This is a genomic window from Bradyrhizobium sp. LTSP857, assembly GCF_000938285.1.
Classification (GTDB): Bacteria; Pseudomonadota; Alphaproteobacteria; order Rhizobiales; family Xanthobacteraceae; genus Bradyrhizobium.
The window spans coordinates 24,076-45,138 of the sequence record NZ_JYMS01000010.1 but is presented as its reverse complement, the minus strand read 5'-3'; the positions used below and the strand labels follow the sequence as shown (position 1 = coordinate 45,138).

General features: G+C 63.1%; 19 protein-coding genes and 2 pseudogenes. 10 read left to right on the top strand and 11 right to left on the bottom strand.

Features of this window, described 5'->3' with window-relative positions:
- Positions 1–178 precede the first annotated feature (178 nt).
- Complete coding sequence (locus tag UP06_RS05975; RefSeq protein ID WP_045001352.1) at positions 179–877, top strand: molybdate ABC transporter substrate-binding protein; 699 nt, start codon at positions 179–181, stop codon at positions 875–877.
- Positions 878–889: 12 nt separating this feature from the next.
- Here UP06_RS05975 and UP06_RS05970 read toward each other — a convergent pair whose 3' ends face one another.
- The gene (locus UP06_RS05970; protein ID WP_045001351.1) at positions 890–1,696 is read right to left on the bottom strand and encodes an SDR family NAD(P)-dependent oxidoreductase; all 807 of its coding nucleotides are present in this window, start codon (positions 1,694–1,696) and stop codon (positions 890–892) included.
- A gap of 108 nt (positions 1,697–1,804) precedes the next feature.
- On the opposite strand from UP06_RS05970, the gene UP06_RS05965 reads away from it, so the two are divergent.
- The 5 genes from UP06_RS05965 (at position 1,805) to UP06_RS05945 (ending at position 6,292) form a co-directional block, all read left to right on the top strand.
- The gene (locus UP06_RS05965; RefSeq protein ID WP_045001350.1) at positions 1,805–2,548 is read left to right on the top strand and encodes a GntR family transcriptional regulator; all 744 of its coding nucleotides are present in this window, start codon (positions 1,805–1,807) and stop codon (positions 2,546–2,548) included.
- Between the two features lie 54 nt (positions 2,549–2,602).
- Positions 2,603–3,595: a TRAP transporter substrate-binding protein gene (locus UP06_RS05960; protein ID WP_045001349.1), complete on the top strand. Its 993-nt coding sequence runs from the start codon at positions 2,603–2,605 to the stop codon at positions 3,593–3,595.
- A gap of 88 nt (positions 3,596–3,683) precedes the next feature.
- Positions 3,684–4,199 carry a TRAP transporter small permease gene (locus UP06_RS05955; protein WP_045001348.1) on the top strand — a complete coding sequence of 172 codons (516 nt, stop codon included), beginning with the start codon at positions 3,684–3,686 and terminating at the stop codon, positions 4,197–4,199.
- Positions 4,200–4,215: 16 nt separating this feature from the next.
- On the top strand, positions 4,216–5,505 hold the full coding sequence (locus tag UP06_RS05950) for a TRAP transporter large permease (RefSeq protein WP_045001347.1): 1,290 nt from the start codon (positions 4,216–4,218) through the stop codon (positions 5,503–5,505).
- Positions 5,506–5,515: 10 nt separating this feature from the next.
- Positions 5,516–6,292 carry a cyclase family protein gene (locus UP06_RS05945; protein ID WP_045001346.1) on the top strand — a complete coding sequence of 259 codons (777 nt, stop codon included), beginning with the start codon at positions 5,516–5,518 and terminating at the stop codon, positions 6,290–6,292.
- 10 nt (positions 6,293–6,302) lie between these two features.
- On the opposite strand, the gene UP06_RS05940 is transcribed toward UP06_RS05945, so the two are convergent.
- The 7 genes and pseudogenes from UP06_RS05940 to UP06_RS05915 form a co-directional block, all read right to left on the bottom strand.
- Positions 6,303–7,031, bottom strand: coding sequence for a Crp/Fnr family transcriptional regulator (locus UP06_RS05940; protein WP_045001345.1), 729 nt, complete (start codon positions 7,029–7,031; stop codon positions 6,303–6,305).
- 505 nt (positions 7,032–7,536) lie between these two features.
- Positions 7,537–7,650, bottom strand: a pseudogene (locus tag UP06_RS42510) (Crp/Fnr family transcriptional regulator); the annotation flags it as partial.
- Between the two features lie 164 nt (positions 7,651–7,814).
- Complete coding sequence (locus tag UP06_RS05935; protein ID WP_045001344.1) at positions 7,815–8,918, bottom strand: ABC-type transport auxiliary lipoprotein family protein; 1,104 nt, start codon at positions 8,916–8,918, stop codon at positions 7,815–7,817.
- Positions 8,919–8,921: 3 nt separating this feature from the next.
- Entirely contained in the window at positions 8,922–9,689 is a 768-nt protein-coding gene (locus UP06_RS05930) for an ABC transporter ATP-binding protein (RefSeq protein WP_045001343.1), read from the bottom strand.
- 2 nt (positions 9,690–9,691) lie between these two features.
- On the bottom strand, positions 9,692–10,828 hold the full coding sequence (locus UP06_RS05925) for an ABC transporter permease (protein ID WP_045001342.1): 1,137 nt from the start codon (positions 10,826–10,828) through the stop codon (positions 9,692–9,694).
- A gap of 128 nt (positions 10,829–10,956) precedes the next feature.
- Positions 10,957–13,650 carry a bifunctional acetate--CoA ligase family protein/GNAT family N-acetyltransferase gene (locus UP06_RS05920; RefSeq protein ID WP_045001341.1) on the bottom strand — a complete coding sequence of 898 codons (2,694 nt, stop codon included), beginning with the start codon at positions 13,648–13,650 and terminating at the stop codon, positions 10,957–10,959.
- A 115-nt stretch (positions 13,651–13,765) separates the two neighbouring features.
- A complete protein-coding gene (locus tag UP06_RS05915; protein ID WP_045001340.1) occupies positions 13,766–14,605 on the bottom strand; it encodes a universal stress protein in 840 nt (279 codons plus the stop codon).
- Between the two features lie 159 nt (positions 14,606–14,764).
- Here UP06_RS05915 and UP06_RS42505 point away from each other — a divergent pair.
- The 3 genes and pseudogenes from UP06_RS42505 to UP06_RS05900 form a co-directional block, all read left to right on the top strand.
- Positions 14,765–14,947: pseudogene (locus tag UP06_RS42505) on the top strand (bifunctional aminoglycoside phosphotransferase/ATP-binding protein); the annotation flags it as partial.
- A 25-nt stretch (positions 14,948–14,972) separates the two neighbouring features.
- Positions 14,973–15,947: a CHAD domain-containing protein gene (locus tag UP06_RS05905; protein WP_045001337.1), complete on the top strand. Its 975-nt coding sequence runs from the start codon at positions 14,973–14,975 to the stop codon at positions 15,945–15,947.
- Positions 15,948–16,044: 97 nt separating this feature from the next.
- The gene (locus UP06_RS05900; protein WP_045001335.1) at positions 16,045–16,773 is read left to right on the top strand and encodes a CBS domain-containing protein; all 729 of its coding nucleotides are present in this window, start codon (positions 16,045–16,047) and stop codon (positions 16,771–16,773) included.
- A gap of 13 nt (positions 16,774–16,786) precedes the next feature.
- On the opposite strand, the gene UP06_RS05895 is transcribed toward UP06_RS05900, so the two are convergent.
- The 3 genes from UP06_RS05895 to UP06_RS05885 all read right to left on the bottom strand — a co-directional run bounded on the left by UP06_RS05895 (position 16,787) and on the right by UP06_RS05885 (position 19,624).
- Entirely contained in the window at positions 16,787–17,245 is a 459-nt protein-coding gene (locus tag UP06_RS05895; RefSeq protein ID WP_045001542.1) for a RidA family protein, read from the bottom strand.
- Positions 17,246–17,266: 21 nt separating this feature from the next.
- A complete protein-coding gene (locus UP06_RS05890; RefSeq protein WP_045001334.1) occupies positions 17,267–18,958 on the bottom strand; it encodes a benzoate-CoA ligase family protein in 1,692 nt (563 codons plus the stop codon).
- Between the two features lie 147 nt (positions 18,959–19,105).
- Entirely contained in the window at positions 19,106–19,624 is a 519-nt protein-coding gene (locus UP06_RS05885) for a MarR family winged helix-turn-helix transcriptional regulator (RefSeq protein ID WP_045001333.1), read from the bottom strand.
- A 250-nt stretch (positions 19,625–19,874) separates the two neighbouring features.
- On the opposite strand from UP06_RS05885, the gene UP06_RS05880 reads away from it, so the two are divergent.
- Positions 19,875–21,050 (top strand): ABC transporter substrate-binding protein, encoded by a 1,176-nt coding sequence (locus UP06_RS05880; RefSeq protein WP_045001332.1) that lies wholly within the window; start codon positions 19,875–19,877, stop codon positions 21,048–21,050.
- Positions 21,051–21,063 lie beyond the last annotated feature (13 nt).

Below are 21,063 nucleotides of genomic sequence, written 5' to 3'. Positions count from 1 at the left end.
ATGCGATTTGCTCAGGCCGCGCGCGCCGCCGGCTCCTGCCGCGGCCGCGAAAAGCCGCGCAACCGTACCGAAAGCGGCCCGATGTTCCCGCCCGGATCGACGATGTGAGGCGTCGACAGCCCGCGCGTCCTGCCGCTACAGTGCCGGCCAACAAGAACGACATCAGGGAGACCGCATCGTGGACACGATGAACATCCTCAGCGGAGGCGCGGCCCAAGGCCTCGTTCGCGGTCTCGCCGAGGCCTTTCGGGCCCAGACCGGGTTTGCGATCGATGGCGAGTTCAGCGCGGTCGGCGCAATGGCGGACAAGTTGCGCGCGGGGGCGCCGGCCGATCTCGTGATCCTGACGCAGGCGCTGGTCGCAAAGCTCGCCGAGGAGAAGCTCGTCATCCTCCCCTCGATCGCCGATGTCGGCCGGGTCGAAACCGCGCTGGCGGTTCGCAGTCGCGACCCGAGGGTGACGGTCAAAACCGAGGCCGATCTGCGCGAAGTGCTGCGAGCCGCAGATGCGATCTTCGTTCCCGACATCACGGCCTCGACGGCCGGCAGGCACGTTGCAAAAGTCCTGGATCAGCTCGGCATTGCCTATGAAGTGACTTCGCGTCTCAAGATCTTTCCGGACGGCGCGACCGCGATGCGGGAACTCGCGGCGTCTCCCGCGCAAAGGCCGATCGGGTGCACGCAAGCAACCGAGATCATCGCAACCGACGGCATCGCCCTGTCGGGATCGCTGCCGCCGGGATGCGAGCTCGTGACCATGTACACAACCGGCGTCACCATGCGGGCTGCACATCCGAAAGAGGCTGCCGCATTGGTCACATTGCTGGCCGGCGCGGATCAGAGGGAGCTACGCCGGCGCGTGGGCTTCGCCAGCTAGATGCGGCTGGCTCTACTTGTTCAACTGCGTGAGACCGGTCGGCGGACCATCGACGGCGGTCCAGCCACCGTCGACGAACAGCGTGCTTCCGCTGACATAGCTCGCGGCATCCGAGGCGAGATAGGCGACGGCGGTCGCGACCTCATCGGCGCTGCTCCAGCGGTTGAACACGGTGTGGCCGGCGTAGAGATTGTAGATGTCGGGGCGCTGCTTGAACGGACCGGTCAGCGCGGTCTCGGCGATGCTCGGCGCGATCGCGTTGACGCGAACGCCGGAGCGACCAACCTCGGAGGCAAAACCCTTTACCAAAAGGCCGATCGCGGCCTTGGTCGAGCCATACACGGCAAGACCGGGTTCAATAGTGACGGCGCGCACCGAGGAGCAGGCAATGATGCTGCCAACCTTCTGCTCGATCATGATGCGGCCGAACGCCTGGAAGAACCACACGGTGCCCTTGACGTTGAGCGTGATGACGCGATCGAGATCCTCATCGGTGTAATCCAGGATGGTCTTGCGGATGTTGAGCCCGGGCGTTGTCACGGCGATGTCGAGCCGCGAAAATTTCTGCATCACGATTTTCGCCAGCGCATTGACGTCGGCGGCACTCGCGGCGTCGCACGCAGCGGCTTCGGCCCAGCCCCCCTTCTCGCGAATGCCGGCAGCGGTCGCCTCGGCCGCGTCGAGCGCACGATCGGCGCAGACCACGCGAGCACCGAGCCCGGCCAGCGCCTCCGCCGACGATTTGCCGATACCCGATGCGGCACCGAGCACGACCGCAGTCTTGCCGGTGAGATCGAAGAGCTTGCGATAGTCGGTCACGGACGCGTCCTCCTTATGTTGCAGCGCACAGTAGCCTACTTGCTCAGTTGACTTTTGCTGCAGATTGCCTCGTATACTAATATATCAATTTCAACCATAACCATAAGCATGCCCGCGCGCACAACGAGGAAAGCCCAGGCCGCGCCCACGCCGGCCGCCATCAGCCCACGCCGCGGCAAGCCACCGCAGCGGGCGACGGCGTCGTCGCGCATCTATACCGAGCTGCGCGGCGAGCTGGTGTCGATGCGGCGCCGGCCAGGCGAGGTCATCTCGGAGGCCGACATCGCCCTCACCTACGGCGTCAGCCGCACGCCGGTGCGCGAGGCGATCCTCAAGCTCTCCGACGAGGGGCTGCTCGACGTATTCCCGCAATCCGGCATCTTCGTCTCCCGCATCCCGCTCGCCGCGCTGCCCGAAGCCATCATCATCCGCAAGGCGCTGGAGGAGACCACCGCGCGGCTCGCGGCCGAACGCGCGACCACAAGCCAGATCCTGCAATTGCGGTCGATCGTGGAGCGTCAGCGCGAGGCCGATGAGGCCGGCGACCGTGTTGCGTTTCACCAGGCTGACGAGCTGTTTCACGCCACCGTCGCCGATGTCGCCAGGCATCCTGGAATCTGGACGCTCATCCAGCATGTGAAGGTACATGTCGACCGCTATCGCCAGCTGACCCTGCCGGTGGCCGGGCGCATGACGCAGGTGATCGCCGAGCACGAGCCGATCCTCGCGGCGATCGAGGCGCACGATCCACAACGAGCTGGGATTGCGATGGAGCGGCACCTCGACCGGCTACTCCGCGACATCTCGGAGACCCAACACACCAATCCGGAGTTTTTCGCCAACACGGAATGACCGGACCACGGTCATCAACGACACACACCAAACAAGAACTGAGGGAGGACTACAATGAGACGCCGTGATTTCATCAAATTGAGCGCCGGATTTGGAGCTGCCACGCTGGCTCCGATTTCGTCCGGCCGTGCCCAAACCAAGGCCGTGTTCAAAGCCGCCGACGTGCAGCCGGTCGGCTATCCGACGGTCGCTGCCGTCGAGAGCATGGGCAAAAAGCTGGCCGACGCAACGCAAGGCCGCCTCTCGATCCAGACCTATCCCTCCGCGCAGCTTGGCGCCGAGAAGGAGACGATCGAGCAGACCCAGATCGGCGCGATCCAGATGCTGCGGGTCAGCGCCGGCGCCGTCGGCCCGATCGTCGACGACATCAACGTCGTCAACATGCCGTTCCTGTTCAAGAACGTGGCGCAGTCCTGGAAGATGATGGACGGCGACATCGGCCAGGAGCTGCTCGACAAGATCACCGCGAGCCCGAACGCGAATCTGGTCGGACTGTGCTGGATGGATTCAGGCGCGCGCAGCTTCTACAACACCAAGCATCCGATCAAGTCGATCGCCGACGTCAAGGGCCTGAAGCTTCGCGTCATCGGCAACCCGATCTTCATCGACATGGTCAATTCGCTCGGCGGCAACGGCATCGCCATGGGCTATGATCAGGTGTTTTCTTCGCTTCAGACCGGCGTGATCGACGGCGCGGAGAACAACCCGCCGAGCTACGTGTTCAGCAACCACTACACTGCGGCGAAATACTACTCGCTGACCGAGCACCTGATCATTCCTGAAATCCTCTGCTTCTCCAAGCGGTCCTGGACGGCGCTGTCCGCCGACGACCAGGCGCTGGTCAAGAAGTTCGCACGCGAAGCCCAGCTCGAGGAGCGTGAGCTCTGGAAGAAGTACGAAACGACCGCGATGGAGAAGGCCAAGGCCGCCGGCTGCGAGATCGTGGAGATCGCCGACAAGAAGCCATTCCAGGATGCGGTCAAGCCGGTCTGGGACAAGTACGGCCCGAAATACCAGGCCATGATCCAGCGTATCCAGGCGCTCTGAGTCTTCTCAAACAAAAGCCAAAGCGCGACGATCATTCATCGCGCTTTGGCCTCGACAATTTGAACCAGTGACAGAGCAGGAAACGCGGATGGCCGCATTGTTTCGCCGAGCGATGGACTTTCTCTATCTGTTATGCGTGATCGTCGGCTGCACCGCGCTGGTCGCGATCTCCGCGGTGATCCCGTGGGCGGTGTTCACGCGCTATGTGCTCAACAGTGCGGCTTCCTGGCCGGAGCCAACGGCGGTGCTGCTGACGATTGTGCTGACGTTCATCGGCGCCGCCGCCGGCTATCGACTCAACCTGCACATGAATGTCGCCTATTTCGCCAAAAAGCTTCCCCTGCCCCTGCAACGGGCGCTCGACATCTTCGTTCAGTTGCTCATGGCGATGATCGCGTTGTTCATGGTCATCTGGGGCGAGAGCCTGGTCGAGATCACTTGGCACAACAGCATCGCCGACTTCCCATCGCTGTCGGTCGGCGTCACCTATTTGCCGATTCCGATCGGCGGCGTCTGTCTGCTCCTGTTCGTGATCGAGCGGATCTTCCTCGGCGCGCCGCCCGACCCAATCGGCAAGCATTCCGAGCCTGCGGCCTTCGAGTGAGCCAGGAGCTATCATAATGGACATCTTTATCCTGCTCGGCACGATGATCGTCTGCTTCCTGATCGGCATGCCGATCGCCTATTCGCTGGCGATGGCGGCGATCGCGGGCGCACTGTCGGTCGGCATTCCCCTCGAAGCGCTGATGCTGAAGATCTCGGACGGCGTCAGCAAGGTTGCGATGCTGACGATCCCGTTCTTCGTGCTCGCTGGCGCCATCATGGCGGAAGGCGGCATGGCGCGGCGCCTCGTCGCCTTCGCCGACGTGCTGGTCGGCTTGACCCGGCTGCGCGGCGGTCTCTCCATCGTCAACGTGCTGGCGACGACGTTCCTCAGCGGCATCTCCGGTTCTGCGGTCGCCGACACCTCAGCGATCGGCTCGGTGATGATCCCGCAGATGGAGAAGAACGGCTATCCGCGCGTGTTCGCGACCAACCTCACAATCTCGTCCTCGGTGCAGGCGCTCTTGGTACCGCCGAGCCACAACGCGGTGCTGTATTCGCTCGCGACCGGCGGCACCATCTCGATCAGCGCGCTGTTCATGGCGGGCGTCTTTCCGGGCCTGCTGCTCGGCTTCTCGCTGATCGTACTGTGTGTCGCGATCGCCTATCGCGAAGGTCACCCGCAGGGGCGCACTGTTCCGGCCAAGGACGCGATCAAGATCACGATCGACGCGGCCTGGGGCCTGATCACGCTCGTCATCATCCTCGGCGGCATTTTGGGCGGCATCTTCACCGCGATCGAAGCCGGCGCTGTCGCCTGCATCTGGGCATTCTTCGTCACCATGTTCGTCTACCGCGATTACAAATGGCGCGACCTGCCAGTGCTGCTGCACCGGACCTTGCGCACCGTCGCGATGGTGATGACCCTGATCGCCTGCGCGTCCGCCGTCGGCTACATCATGGCGCTGACCCAGATGCCGGCAAAGATGACGGCATTCTTCCTGTCGATATCCAGCAACAAATACGTCATCCTGCTCCTGCTCAATGTCTTGCTGCTGCTGCTCGGCACCCTGCTCGACATGGCGCCATCGATCCTGATCGCGACGCCGATCCTGCTGCCGGTGATGCAGAATTTCGGCGTCGATCCCGTGCACTTCGGCATGATCATGCTGCTCAATCTCGGCATCGGCCTGTGCCATCCGCCGGTCGGCGCGATCCTGTTCGTCGGCTGCGCCGTGGGCAAGGTCTCGCTCGAGGAGGTCATGCGCAAGATCTGGCCGTTCTACGGCGTCATGCTGTTCGTGCTGATGCTCGTCACCTACCTGCCGGAGATCTCGCTCTGGCTGCCACGTCACATTTTACGGTGAGGAAACGCCGATGCCGCGGAAGCTGATCGACATCTCCGTGCCGTTGCAGAACGACGTGCCGGCCGACCCGCCGGGCAACCACCCGACGATCCAGTATATCGACCACCAGCAGGGATTGCCGCGCATGCTGCAATTCTTCGATGGTCTCAAGGCGGAGGATCTGCCGGATGGCCAGGGCTGGGCCGTCGAGCAGGTTTCGTTGTCGACGCATAACGGCACGCATCTCGACGCCCCCTGGCACTTTCATCCGACCATGAATCGCGGCAAGCGATCGTGGACCATCGACGAGGTGCCGCTGGAATGGTGCTTTCAGCCCGGCGTGAAGCTCGACTTCCGGCATCTGCCGGATGGTTACGTCGCCACCGCCGACGACGTCGAAAAGGAACTCAAACGCATCGGCCACACGCTCTCACCGCTGGAGATCGTCGTCGTCAACACCAGCGCCGGCGCAAAGTTCGGCCAGGCGGACTACGTCAACTCCGGCTGCGGCATGGGTTATGAAGCCACCATGTACCTGCTCGACCGCGGCGTACGGTTGACCGGAACCGACGGCTGGAGCTGGGACGCGCCGTTCGTCTTCACCGCCAGAAAATATGCTGAAACGAAAGATGCCGGCCTGATCTGGGAAGGGCATAAGGCGGGACGGCACATCGGCTATTGCCACCTCGAGAAGCTGCATGATCTCGACAAGCTGCCCTCGACCGGTTTCACGGTCTCGTGCTTCCCGGTCAAGATCGAGCGCGCATCCGCGGGCTGGACCCGCGCGGTCGCGATCATCGACAGCTAGGTGCGCACCGTCAGCTGCCGTCGAGGCCGCTTTCGACCAGTTCACGCAATGCGTCGGTGTCGAGCACGACGATGGCGCCATGCTCGAGACGAACCCAGTTGCGTCCGGACCAGGCGCGCAATTGCTTGTTGATGCTCTCGCGCGTCATTCCCACCATCTCGCTGATCTCCTGCTGCGTGATGGTGAGCGTTCCGCTGCCGGAGTCGAACTTGCGCTCCTCGGTCAGGCCAAGGAGAGCGCTTGCAAGCCGGCCCGGCAGATTCTGCAAAATCACTTGCTCGACCTGTTGACTGGTCCAGCGCAGGCGCGCGCAGAGCAATTCGATGAATTTCATCGCCAGCGCAGGCTGGCTCTTCACGAAAGGCAGGAAGTCGCGGCGGTCGATGATGTAGAGCTCGCAATTGGTGTTGGCGGTCGCATCCGCCGACCGCGGTGCGCCATCGAGGACCGCGATCTCGCCGAAAATCTCTCCGGGCCCGATCAGATTGAGAATGGCATTCCGTCCATCTGGCGACGAGGAGGAGATTTTCACTGTTCCCGTGATCACCGCGAACAGATTGTTGCCCGGATCGCCCTTGGCGGCGATCGTCGCGCCACGCTTGACCGTGGTGTGCTTGGCGTAGCGGCAGAGCTGATCGAGCGCGTCAGGTTCCAGATCTGCGAAGATCGGGTGCTTGCGCAGGACCGATAGTTTATTGCCCGACGGCTGTCGGGGGTCGCCGGTCTTGTCCTGAGGCACGCCGGGACTCCTAAGACTGCGAGGCACTGGGGTTCCTGCGTAGTCAACGTTGCCCGGCATTTCAACCGGAAAGCACGCAAACAGTTTTAGGCAAGTGCCGCTAAAATGCCGAAGACGCGCCGAGACGGCGCACCCGCAGGATGAGCCAATGCATCCCGGTCGATGCAGAGTTGCAGGCACCGCAAGTCGCAATTTGCGTTGAGGCGCTGCCATACGACCAAGAGGCAACAGGGCCAGTAGCGGCGGTTAGCGCGTCAAAATGCGACTGTGCTCTCAGGAACTTCGGCGCGAGGCATCCGAATCAGGCCCGCCTGCACTGGTCTGTCGGTCCGCCCAAGCCAGGAGCCGCAGCGAACGAGACAAAGACGGTCACAACGGCAATCATCACGAGCAGCGCGTCGGTTGGCATCCTGCCCCTCCCAACCCTCGTTTTGGGCATTATCCGCGGCGCACGACCGACGTCATTGATCGGGATCAAAAATCCGAGAGCGCTGTGGAAAGATCGTCAGGCCGCCGTCAACGCTTCGACCCTGGCGGAGTCGAGCAGGCTGATGCCACCGTGGATGATCTCGATCGCGCCATGGCGTTCCAGCTTGGTGAAAATGCCCGTTCGGCTCAATCGTCACCACAGAAGCCTTCATCCACCGCTCCAAGCGTCGGCCTCCGTTTGGGACCGTGTCCACCACACGGACTGCATTTTACTGCATCCTGGCAGTGGCAATTGACGCAGATCAAATTTGACGAAGATGGCCGCCCTGCAGGATGCGGGAAGAACGGGAAGTGCTAGACCGCCTGCACCGTCCAGCCAATCAGCTCCTTGGCAACGCGGGCAAAGGCTGCGTCGAACGCCTCGATCGCGGCAGCGGGCTCGACCTTGTCGAGTTTCTCGCTGGTTTCGACGAGGCGCGAGGCGATCACCTTGCCGTTCTTGTCGACGATCCTGGCCGACAGTCCGATCTCGACCCGTGTCTCGCCGTCCGTGGCAATGCGGAAGCGCCTGATGTCGATCAGGAGCTGGTAGTCCGCCTGCCCGAGGTCTGTCGTGCGCAAGGGCGCGTGAGCGATGTCGTAGTTCTCAAAGCTGTCGATCAGCCGGGCCTGCAACAGCTTTGGAATGCTGTCGGCCCACAGGAACTCCGCAAACCCCGGATTGTCCCCCACCGGCGAGAACAGCATGCGTTGCGTCTGGAGCATCGCGACTGCGGTCGGCTCCGGAATGGCCAGCGACGCGGACAGGGTCTTGCCGGCTGGCCCGAGATTTTGAGGCGTGCGCAAATCATAGGTGATCTTCTGCGCAGGCGCCCCGCCACCGGTCATCTTCTCGAGGCCCGCCAAAATGCCGTCGATTTTGCCGGTGTTGCGCGCGAGCCCGTCGGAAAATGTCTTGAGATTCGCGATGGTATCCTTCAGCGGGCCGGAATTATCCTCCAGCACGGTGTCGACGCGCCGTAGCGCATCGCGCGCCGCCTGCATCATGCTCTGGCCGGCGCCGGCCTCGGCGATCAAGGTCAGGGGCTCGCCGGATTTGGCGGCGATCATGCCGCCTTCCAGAGTCACCACCGGCACGCCCGTCAGGCCCTGGAAATCGAGCCCGACTTTGGTATCGGCGCGCACCGGCGTCGTGGCGGCAACCGAAATCGTCGCATTGACGAAGCGCGAATTGTCCGGCGCGAGGCCAAGCTGCGTGACCTCGCCCACGCGGATGCCGTTGAACAGCACGCCGGCACCGACCAGAAGGCCCGGCACCGGTCCCTGGAACTGAACGTGGTAGTTCGCACGCGGCCCGATGCCGCCGGTGTTGTTCAGCCAATAGACGAAGCCGAACACCGCGAGGATCGCAGCCAGCACGAAAGTGCCGATCAGCACGTAGGGAGCGCGGGTTTCCATGTCTCATCTCATCTGGGGTTGCAGCATCTGCGAGCGCTTGCCGTGGAAATAGGCGCGCACCCAGGGATGCTCGGATTGCAGCAGTTCGCGCATCGGGCCGATCGCGACGATCTTGCCGTCTGCGAGCGCCGCGACGCGGTCGCAGACCGTGGTGAGGCTCGCGAGATCATGGGTGACCATGAACACGGTGAGGCCCAGGGTCTTTTGCAGCGTCCCGATCAGCGTGTCGAAATCACCGGCGGCGATCGGATCGAGGCCGGAGGTCGGTTCATCGAGGAACAGGATCGGCGGATCGAGCGCGAGCGCGCGCGCAAGCGCCACGCGCTTGGTCATGCCGCCGGACAGCTCTGACGGATATTTATCGCCGTCCTGCGGCCGCAGCCCGACCATCTCGAGCTTGGCGATCGCGATCTCGTCCATCAGCTCCTGCGACAGCACCAGATTTTCGCGCAGCGGAAACTGGACGTTCTGCCGGACCGTCAGCGAGGAGAACAGCGCGCCCTGCTGGAACAGGATGCCCCACGTCGTGGCCGCGCCTTGCGTGCGGCCGCCGATCGGCTGTCCCATGACTTCGATGGTCCCGCCTTGTCGAGGAATGAGGCCGATGATGGTGCGCATCAACACCGACTTGCCGCCACCAGACGCGCCCACAAGCCCGAGGATCTCACCCCGACGGACGTCGAGCGACAGATGGTCGAGCACGGTCTGGCGGCCGAAGCCGACCACAAGGTCGCGGACGCGGATCGCGAACTCTTCTTGCGCTTCGCCCATCGTCACATTCCGATCGAGGCGAAGAAGATCGCGAACAGGCCGTCCAGCACGATCACCAGGAAGATCGACTTCACCACCGACGTCGTCGTCTGCCGTCCGAGCGACTCCGCACTGCCTTTCACGCGCAGTCCCTCACTACAGGCGACGATCCCGATCACCAACGCCATGAAGGGAGCCTTCAGGATGCCCACCTCGAAATGCGTAACGGAAATAGCTTCGTGCAGCCGCGCGATGTAGATTGCGGGCGCCATGCCGCCGTAGAATTGCGCGACCAGCCCTCCGCCATAAAGCGCGGCAATCGATCCGATGAAGGCCAGGATCGGCAGCGCGATGACAAGAGCCAAAACGCGCGGCAGGATCAGGACGTGGACCGGATCGAGGCCCATGGTCGAGAGCGCATCAATCTCCTCCCGCATCTTCATGGAGCCGAGCTCGGCGGTGTAGGCGCTTCCGGAACGGCCCGCGACCATGATGGCAACGATCAGTACACCCAGTTCGCGCAGCACGAGGATGCCGACCATGTCGACAGTGTAGGACTCCGCGCCGAACCTGCGGAAATGGAAGAATCCCTGCTGGGCAATGATCGCGCCGATCAGGAAGGTGATCAGCACGACGATAGGAATGGCCTGCCAGCCGATCCGGTCAAGCTGATAGACCAGCGATGTCAGCCGCAACGTGCGTGGCCGGCGCGCGACGCCGATCATGGCCATAAACAATGCACCGAGCATTTGCAGAAAGAGTGTGACGTCTTCGCGGGCACCGATCGTAGCCTTGCCGAGATTGCTCAACCTGACCAGAACCGGATTGGGCGCGGCCGTCGCCGCCGGCGTATGGCGGTTGACCTGACGCACCTCGTCCATGAGTCCGCTGAAATGATCGGCCACGCCCACGATCCCGGCCGATCTTCCTGATGATGCAGCCTTGCGCGACAGTTTCTCCAGCATCCATGCGCCGAGCGTGTCGAGCGCGCTGATGCCCGACATATCCAGTGTCACGGCCCTGGATCGATCAACATCCGCCCCGACCGATCGGGACAGCATCTCGAGCGTCGACACGTTGGCTGCGATCCACGGCCCTTGAGGGCGCAATTCCAGCGCATCGCCAGACGGTGTTGCCAGAAGCAGGGGTTCCGAATTCACGCTGATATCCTCATGGGACTACCGGTCCTCGATAGCTTGTATTCTAGGCCGGCATAAGGCCGCTCGATTGACCTGCCTCAAAGCGGAAGGCCGCAAAGGAGCCAGCCGCGGAAACGTAGTTGGCACGCTCAGAGCTTCAGCCGGACGTCGCAGATATCAGGCTCGGTCGGATCCGACTTCACCTCGAAGCCGAGCTGACGGCACATCTCCAGCATCGTGCTGTTCTCCTTGAGCACGTCGCCCGAGATTGTCTTCAGCCCTTCAGACTTCGCGTAGTCGATGATCGACTGCATCAGGGCCCAGCCGAGCCCCCTGCCCTTGAGGTCGGACCGCAGCAGGATCGCATATTCGCCGCTCTCGTAGATCGAGTCCGAGTGGAGCCGCACCACACCGACCATCTCATTCGTGGCCTCATCGAACGCGATGAAGGCCATCGCGCGCGCGTAGTCAAGCTGGGTCAGGCGCGCGATGAACGCGTGAGTAAACTCCTTCATCGGCGCAAAGAACCGCAAGCGGAGGTCGTGAGGCGTGACGTGGCGCAGAAATTCGTGGATGGTCGGCTCGTCCTCCGGGCGCAACGGCCGCACGAAAATCCGCCAGCCATCCTTGAGCACGAGGCGGCGCTCCCATTGCGACGGATAGGCCCGAACGGCGAAATTGGTGGGGCCCGAGCCTGCGAATTTCCGCTGCGGCGGCCCCACCGCGACGCGGGCATCAACCGCCGTCACGCCGGTTTCGTCTGCCAGCAGCGGATTGATGTCGAGCTCGCGGATTTCGGGGATGTCCGCCGCCATTTGCGCCAGCTTGACCAGCACCAGGGCGACGGCGTCCTGCTTGACGGCCGGCACGTCCCGGTAGGCACGCAACAATCGCGAGACGCGGGTACGGTCGATCAGGTCGCGGGCGAGCTGCAAATCGAGCGGCGGCAGCGCCAGGGCCTTGTCGTTGATGATCTCGACCGCCGTTCCGCCGCGACCGAACACGACGACGGTGCCGAAAGTCGGATCGTCGGCGAGGCCCAGGATCAGCTCGCGCGCCTTCGCCTTGACGACCATTGCCTGGACGATGAGGCCGGAGATGCGGGCTTCGGGCTGCAGCTTCTTCGCCCGCGCGAGAATATCGGCGGCAGCCGCACGTACCGCACCCGGCGTGGTCAGATTGAGTACGACGCCGCCGACGTCGGACTTGTGCACGATGTCGCGCGACATGATCTTGAGCACGACGGTGGCGCCTTGCGCAAATATCTCGTCCGCATAGGCCACGGCCTTCTCGACATCTGCTGCCGCGTAGGTCGGCACCATTGCGAGGTCATAGCACCCAAGCAAATGCTTGATCTCGACGGGCTCGAGCCATTTGCGGCCGTCAGCGATGGCCGTCGTGACGATCTGCCTTGCAGCCGCGACATCCGGCACGAACGTGTCCGGCATGGCCGGCGGGACCTGGCTCAATTCCTCCGCCACCTCGCGATGCCGGACCAGATGCATAAAGCCGCGCACCGCGTCGTCTTCGGTCGGGTAGTTGGGAATACCGGCGCCGGACAGCGTTTCGATGATGTGCTGGTCGGCTCCAATCCAGGAGGCGAGCACGGGCTTGGCCCAACTGCGGTGCTTCTGTCGATACGCCTTGACGCGTTCGGTCACCGTCGTGGCAATTTCGGCGGCCGAGGCGATCGCGGTCTGCACATTAAGGACCAGAACAGCGTCATTGTCCGGATCGGCGAGCAGCACCTCGAGCGCCGCTGCATAACGAGATGCATCGGCATCACCGACGATGTCGACGGGATTTGCACCGGACCAGGTCGGCGGTAGCACCGCATCAAGACTTTTGCGCGCGTCCGCCGAGATGGACGCGGGAATGCCGCCAAGCTCGACCAGCCGGTCGACGGCGAGGACGCCGATGCCGCCGCCATTGGTCAGGATAGCGAGACGCTTTCCGGTCGGCGATTCGACGCGACCGAGCGTCTCGGCGCAGTCGAACAGCTCGCGCAGATCGGACACCCTGAGGACACCGGCGCGGCGGAACGCCGCGTCATAGACGGCATCTGCGCCGGCCAAAGCGCCGGTATGCGTGGCGGCCGCCTTCGCGCCCTGCGCCATGCGGCCGGACTTCACGACGACGACGGGCTTCACGCGCGCCGCGGCACGCGCCGCCGACATGAACTTCCGCGCATCCTTGATGGCCTCGATATAGAGCAGGATCGCGCGGGTCTTTTGATCCATCGCGAAATAGTCGAGCAGGTCGGCAATATCGACGTCGATCTGATCGCCGATCGACACGATGCCGGAGAAGCCGACGCCGCGCTGCGCCGCCCAATCCACCATGCCGGCCGCGATCGCACCCGATTGCGAGATTAGCGCGAGGTTTCCAGCCCCCGGCATATGCGCGGCGAAGCTTGCGTTGAGGCTCACGCCGGGCATCATGATGCCGAGACAATTGGGACCGATCAGCCGCATTCCGTATTTCCGGGATGCCGCGATCGCGGCCTCGTGCAGGGATCCCGGTCCGTGACCGAGTCCGGCCGAAACGATCAGGGCGCCCGCCGCGCCGAGACGCCCGGCCTGGTCGATGATGGCGGGGACCTCAGCCGCCGGCGCAGTGATGACGACCAGCTCGGGGACGAATGGCAGTTGGTCCAGGCTGCTCACGGCGGCAAGGCCGCCGATCTCGGCATGGCGTGAATTCACCAAACCGAATGGCCCCCTGAATTCCGCCTTGCGGATGTTTTCAAGGACGGCGCGTCCAACGGAGACCTGACGGGGACTCGCGCCGACGAGCGCAATCGACCGGGGCGACAGCAGGTTCTTCAGGCGGTAAGTCGACATGACTGCAATCGTCCAATCGGACGACGGGTCCGATAGTTGGAAACCTGGTAACTGAAGGCCTGGTAATTGAAGGCCTGGTAATTGAAGGCCTGGCTCGGATGTATGGCAACCGCGCCTAGTGCGACATCATCACCCAGCACGGCGGTTGACCGATGACGGTCTTGGTCACGCCGCCCCAGACGATCTCGTTCAGGCGCGAATGGTGGTAGGCGCCCATGACGATGGCATCGATAGCATGGGACTGCGCCCAGCTGCCGAGCACCTTGCCGATCGAGCTGCCACTGCCCTTCACGGTTTCGAAGGACGCGTAGACCCCGTGTTCCCTGAGATGATCGACGAGACTGGTGCCGGATTGCGCGATCGGCTCGGCTTTGCCGTCCGCTACCGTGATCACGCGGACCGCGGCGGCCGCCTGGAGGATCGGCAACGCGTCGCCGACCGCGCGCGCAGCACGGGCCGAGTTGTCCCAGGCGATCATGACATTCTCGAATTCCGGACGCAGCACCTCCACGTGCTGCTCCGGACAGAGCAGCAACGGCCGGCCGGATTCGAACAGGAACGTCTCGACAATATTTTCTGTTCGGCTGTCATGCGGCTTCACAGGGACCAGCGTGAGGTCGCTGAAACGAGCATGTTCGGCGAAGGTCAACGCGATCTGGCCCGCCGGCACCCTACCCGATCGGCTTTGGGCACGGATGCCGGTGCGGGAGGCCGCATTGGTGAACGCATTCAGGAGATGCTGCATGTCGCCCACCTCCCGCTCTCCTCTGGTCTCGGCGGAATCCGGGCCATCAGGAAAGACCACCTTCGGCCGCACAAAACCGTCGTCCTCGAGCGCAAGCGCGGTGATCCTGGCGCCGAGGTCGGCGGCGACCGCCACGCACTTCTCGATCGCGGCAAGTGCAGGTCCGCGCGGCTGGCCGATGAGCGGCAGAAAGACGTCCTTGATGGGCATCGGGATTCTCCTTGCCGGCCAAAATAGGCCGCCTCTGGTCGGGACGCTTGATCCTCGTCAAGCTGGGGAACTCCGTCCGGTCAACCGACGACAGGCATTGACGGAAGTCAAGGACCGGTCGTGATGGCGCGTTTACGAGGCGTTGCCGCATGCGTCTGCCTCGCGAAGCGGTCCACACGAATCGGAAGCCGTCGAGGAGATGCATCAGACGCCACGCAAGAGGTTGCCGCGCTGCAAGAGCACTATAATATCGGCCATGTCGGTTGGGCGACCATCGCTGCCTCCGGGACGCAGGAGCAGACGCTCCAGAGCTGCCGGGACGCGATCGCTGAGGGCAAATAAGGCAATCTGATTGGCGCGGGCTAGGATGGCGCGACCCACCACGAGTTCGACAGCGACCGCTCGCGCCAAACCTGCGGCCGGGCGCAATGCCCTGCCCGGCCGTCTCAGTCCCGGCATGGCCTGTGATACGGCCTTTCGGATCATCGCGCGCCGCCATCTCGACGCCGTCCTCGCCCAGCATGACGGCACTTGCCGCGGCGATCCGGACGCGCTGCATCAGATCCGAATCGCGCTGACCCATCTACGGACCGCCATCCGCTTCTTTTCGCCCATGGTCGATGACGCGCTGCGATCCAAAGTCTGGGCCGAGCTGAAGTGGCTGAACAGCCAGCTCGGCATGGTGCGGGACCTCGACGTTGCGATTGAACGTATCGTGGCCGAGAGCCGCGACGAGCTCGCCGTGATTGCCGAGCTCCAGCACTGGGACGAAAAGCGCGCCGAGAGCCACCGCCTGCTGGCCCGCGCGCTGCAATCGGCGCGATATCGGCGCCTGGTCGAGGAGACCTCTGCCTGGATCGAGAGTGGCCCCTGGTCGACCAGGCGCAGCAAGGAGGCCATCGGGCTGCGCCGTTGCTCGCTCTCCAATCACGCGACGACGCAACTGATGGAATGGGAAAGGACGCTGCTTCGGAAAGCCCGGAAGCTCAGCAAGCTCGACGTCGAGAAACGGCACAAACTGCGGATTCTCAACAAACGACTGACCTATTCGATCGAGTCGCTGGAGGATCTGTTCTCCGACACGTCGCTGACGAAGCAGAAGTCGATCCTCAAGCAATTGCGCAAGGCGCAACGGTCGCTCGGACAACTGAATGACGATGCACGAGGCCGAACTCTGGCGGCGTCATTGAACGGAGCCGGCCCCGAGGCAGGCATCCGCTTCCTCAACCGCAAGCGCGAGAAGAAGTTGCTGCAGACGGCATCGACGGCCTACCGGAAACTGGACAAGGCCAAGCCGTTCCGCTCCTCCGATCTCGCGCCAAATGCAGAGCCCGAGGACTAGGCGCGGACCAGCCCTCCTTGACTTGGGTCAAATCAAGTATCTCCCGGTGATCTAAGCTTCGCATCTCGATATTTGTGTGAACTTGCGGAGCTCGAAAATGCGCGCCCACCAGATCATGACCCGCTCGGTCATCTCGGTTACCCCCGACACCAGCATTGTCGAGGCGGCAAACATCATGCTGAAGCGGCACGTCAGCGGCCTCACGGTCGTCGACGACGCCGGCAAGCTGGTCGGCGTCGTCTCGGAGGGCGACTTCATTCGCCGCAGCGAAATTGGCACCGGACGCAAGCGCGGCCGCTGGCTGCGCTTCATTCTCGGTCCCGGCAAGTCGGCCAGCGACTTCGTCCACGAGCACGGCCGCAAGGTCGCAGAAGTGATGACCGCCTCGCCCGTGACCATCACCGAGGATACGGCACTCGCGGAGATCGTCGATCTCATGGAACGGAACAATGTGAAGCGGCTGCCGGTGGTACGCGGCGACAAGGTCGTCGGCATCGTGTCACGCGCCAATTTGTTGCAGGCGGTGGCCGGTCTCGCCCGTGACGTGCCGGATCCGACGGCCGACGACGATCACATTCGCGGCCGTATCATCGACGCCATGGAGAAGAGCGATTGGTGTCCGTTCGGGCTGAACGTCATCGTCCGCAACGGCATCGTTCACCTCAGCGGGGTCATTACGGAAGAGCACGCACGGCAGGCTGCGGTCGTTGCCGCCGAGAACGTGGAAGGCGTGAAGATGGTGCACGACCATCTCTGCTGGGTCGACACCATGTCCGGCGTCTATCTCAACTCGCCTGAGGACGACGATCTCGCCAAGGCGAGCTGAAGCCAAACGCAACTCAGCGCGGAATGACGGCGGTTGCCTCGATCTCGACGCGCGCCGCCTTCTCGACGAGGCGGACGACCTGGAGCAGCGCCATCGCGGGATAGTGCGCACCGAAAACCGTCCGGTAGATCTTGCCGAGCTCCTTCAGGTTGGCCAGGTATTCGTCCATGTCGACGACGTACCAGGTCAGGCGCACGAGATGCTCGGGCCGGGCACCGGCTTCGGCTAGAATCGCCGCAACATTGCTCAGCGCTTGGCGCACCTGAGCAATAAAGCCGTCCGCAAGACGTTCCTCGGCATCCCAGCCGATCACCCCGCCGGTGACGACGATGCGCCCCTCCGCGGCGATGCCGTTGGCATAGCCCTTCGGCATCGGCCAGCCCGAAGGCTGGAGCACCTGCGCCACCGAACGGGTGTCATCCTCGGCGGCGGTCGGCAGCACCGCAAGCTGTGGACCTTTCGGCGTCGTCACGGACAATTGTCTATCCTTTTCTCATTTTGCCGCGACGCCCGATGACGTCACTGCGGCCTGCGCCAATTGCCGCAAGGCAAAGCGCTTCAACTTCCCGGTCTCGGTCTTCGGCAGTTGTGCCACAAACTCAATCGCGCGCGGATATTTGTAAGGCGCAATCTCGCGTTTGACGTGCTCCTGCAATTCGGCCGCGAGCTGGGCGTCCGGCATCACTCCGGGTGCAGCGATGACATAGGCCTTCACGATCATCCCGCGCGCCTCGTCCGGCGCACCGACGACGCCGCACTCGGCGACAGCGGGATGCGTGAGCAGCGCGACCTCGACATCGGTGCCTGCGATGTTGTACCCGGCCGACACGATCATGTCGTCGGAGCGTGACTGGTACCAGAAATAGCCATCGCTATCCATCAGGTAAGTGTCGCCAGTGACGTTCCAGCCATTCTGGACGTATTTGCGCTGACGCTCGTCGGCGAGATAACGGCAGCCGGTCGGCCCGCGCACCGCGAGATAGCCCATCGTGCCCGGCGGCACGTCGTTGCCGGAATCATCGACAATCTTTGCCTCATAGCCTGGAACAGGCTTGCCGGTCGCCCCAGGCCGAATCTCGTCTTCAGTCGCGCTGATGAAGATGTGCAGCAACTCGGTCGACCCGATGCCGTCCATCAGCTTGATGCCGGTCGCCTTGAGCCAAGCATCGAATGTCGGCTTGGGCAGCGTCTCGCCCGCGGAGACGCACTTCCGGAGCGAGGAAATATCGCGGCCAGGAAGCTTGCCGATCATGGCCCGATATGCCGTCGGCGCGGTGAAGCAGACTGTGGTCTTGTATTGTTCGATTGCGTTCAGAATTTCGTCGGGCGTCGTCTTCTCCAGAACGACGAAGGACGCGCCGATATGCATCGGGAACAGCACGCCACCGAAGCCGAAGGTGAAGGCGAGCGGCGCGGAGCCGACGAAGCGATCCTTCTGCTCGGCGCGCAGGATGTTGCGTGCATAGCCGTCACACACCGCCAGCATGTCGCGGTGGAAATGCATGGTGCCCTTGGGATCGCCGGTCGTGCCAGACGTGAAGGCGATCAGGCAGATGTCGTCGGAGGCGGCATCAACTGCCGTGAACTCAGGACTTGCGTCAGCGATGAGCGCCTCAAGTGAGTCGGCCGCGCCATTGCCCCAATAGACGACATGCTTGAGACCGGGTGCTGCCGCCTTCGCCTTCTCCATCTCGTCGGAGAGTTTTCCGTCGCAGAGCGCGAGCGTGATCTCCGCCTTCTGGATCGGATAGGACAGCTCCTTGGCGCGCAGCAATGGCATCGTCGCCACGCAAATACCACCGGCCTTGATCACCGCGAGATAGGTCGCAACCATCATCGGGCTGTTGGCGGAGCGCAGCAGCACGCGCCCGCCAGTCACGAGACCCAGCTGGCCGACCAGCACATTGGCGATGCGATTCACCAGCGCTTGCAGCTCGCGATAAGTGTAGCTGACGGCGGGACTGATGACACAAGGGGCATCGCCATGGCCCTGTTCGACCCAGCGATCGACGAAATAGCTGACGCAGTTCAGTCGTGGCGGATAGTGCAACTCCGGCCGTGTGAAGATGAACTCTGGCCAAAGCTCAGGTGGCGGCAGATGCTGCCGCGCGAATGTATCGACATGGGCCGTCGCAGCATTGCCGTCATACGAACCCGACACTTCAGCCTTCGCGGCGTTGGCCATCGCACGCTCCTTTGCGCATGGAAAGCACCCGGCAGCACTATCTGGAAATCATTTTAGGCTTAAAGCAATTTTGCGCAATAGCGGATTTTGGGCATCCCATGCTTTTTCCTGGGGCAAGGGGGATTGGCGGGCGTCCCGCTTGCGGCCTTAAGGCCGGCGGCGCGCAGCTGATTTCTGCGCCGACGCCTTGGTCTTGGCCAGGAGCCGCATCAGCTCGCGCACATCCTTCGGCGTCAGGTCGGCGAAGAGAGCGGCGATCCAGGTCTCGTGTTCCGCGGCCATCCTGCGAAACTCGGCACGCCCGAGTTTTGTGAGCCGGATCACCTGGACCCGGCGGTCCGTCTCCGATGTGCGACGATCGAGATGGCCGGATTCCACCAGCCGCTCGACGAGGCCAGTGACGTTGCCGTTCGACACCATCATGCGCTTGGAGACGTCGGACAGCGTCATCCCGTCGGGCGCCTTGTCGAGCTGCGCCATCAGATCGAAACGGGGCAGCGTGACATCGAAGCGTTGCCGCAGCCGGCCGCGGACTTCGCCCTCGATCAGGGTCGTGCAGGTCAACAGGCGCAGCCACAGCCGAAGCTCTTCGGCATGGTCCTCGGGCGTCTCGACGGCCTTGGTCTCGGAATCGAGCATCTTGATGCAGTCACTGGCGGCCGGCATTGGCGCCGGCCGGATTCCCTAACATTTTGAGCTTCAAATAAATTCGCGCGGGCTGCAAGCCTAAAGCTGCAACAATCGACAGCACGCCAATTTCTTTAAGCTTCAAGCAATTGGCGCGCCGCTTGCATGAACGTCGCCGGCGATGACGCGATGCGCACGGCCTTGCTTGCCGCGGCAGCCATCATCGGCATAAGCTTGAATTGGAGTACGCGGCTTGCGGCGCAAGCCCGGTAGTCACGGGGGACAGACCATGAGAACGCAATTGACCTTGGCCGCGGCGGCCTTGCTGCTCGGCACCACGGTGAACCCGGCCCTCGCCCAGGAGAAGATCAAGCTGGGTGTGATCGTGACCCTGTCGGGGCCCGCCGCCGCGCTTGGCCAGCAGGTCCGCGACGGCTTTGCGCTCGCCGTGAAGGATCTCGGCGGCAAGATGGGCGGCCGCGACGTCGAGGTCGTTGTGGTCGACGACGAACTGAAGCCGGATGCGGCGGTAACCAAGGTCAAGGGCCTCCTGGAGCGCGACAAGGTCGACTTCGTGGTCGGCCCGATCTTCTCCAACATCCTCCAGGCCATCCATCGGCCGGTCACGGAATCGAAGACCTTTCTGATCAGCCCCAATGCCGGCCCGTCGACCTTCGCCGGCAAGGACTGCAACCCGTTCTTCTATGTGACGTCGTATCAGAACGATCAGGTCCACGAGATCCTCGGCAAGGTGGCGCAGGATCGGGGCTACAAGCGCATGTACCTGATGGTGCCGAACTATCAAGCCGGCAAGGATTCGGTCGCCGGCTTCAAGCTCGACTATAAGGGCGAGATCGTCGAAGAATCCTACATGCCCCTGAACACGCTGGACTTCCAACCGGAGCTCTCCAAGATTTCATCGCAGAAGCCCGATGCGCTCTTCACCTTTATGCCGGGCGGGCTCGGCGTCAATCTCGTCAAGCAGTACAAGCAGGCCGGCCTCGCCGACAGCATTCCGGTGCTCTCGGCTTTCACCGTCGATGAATCAACACTGCCCGCGCAGCAGGACGCCGCGGTCGGCATGTTCGGAGGCGCCAACTGGGCGCCCAATCTCGACAATCCCCAGAACAAGAAGTTCGTCGCCGCCTATGAGGCCGCCTATAACGGCGTGCCCGGCACCTATGCCTTCCAGGCCTATGATGCAGCGATGCTGATCGACAGCGCGGTCAAGACCGTGAAGGGCGAGCTCTCCAACAAGGACGCCGTTGCAGCCGCTCTGAAGAAGGCCGATTTCACCTCGCTGCGCGGCGCCTTCAAGTTCAACACCAATGGCTATCCGATCCAGGACTTTTACCTGACCAAGGTCGCCAAACGTCCGGACGGAAAATTCCAGACCGAGATCGTGCAAAAGGTGTTTGAGAACTACGGCGATCGCTATGCCAAGGACTGCAAGGCGGCGAACTAAAGCCGCGCGTCGC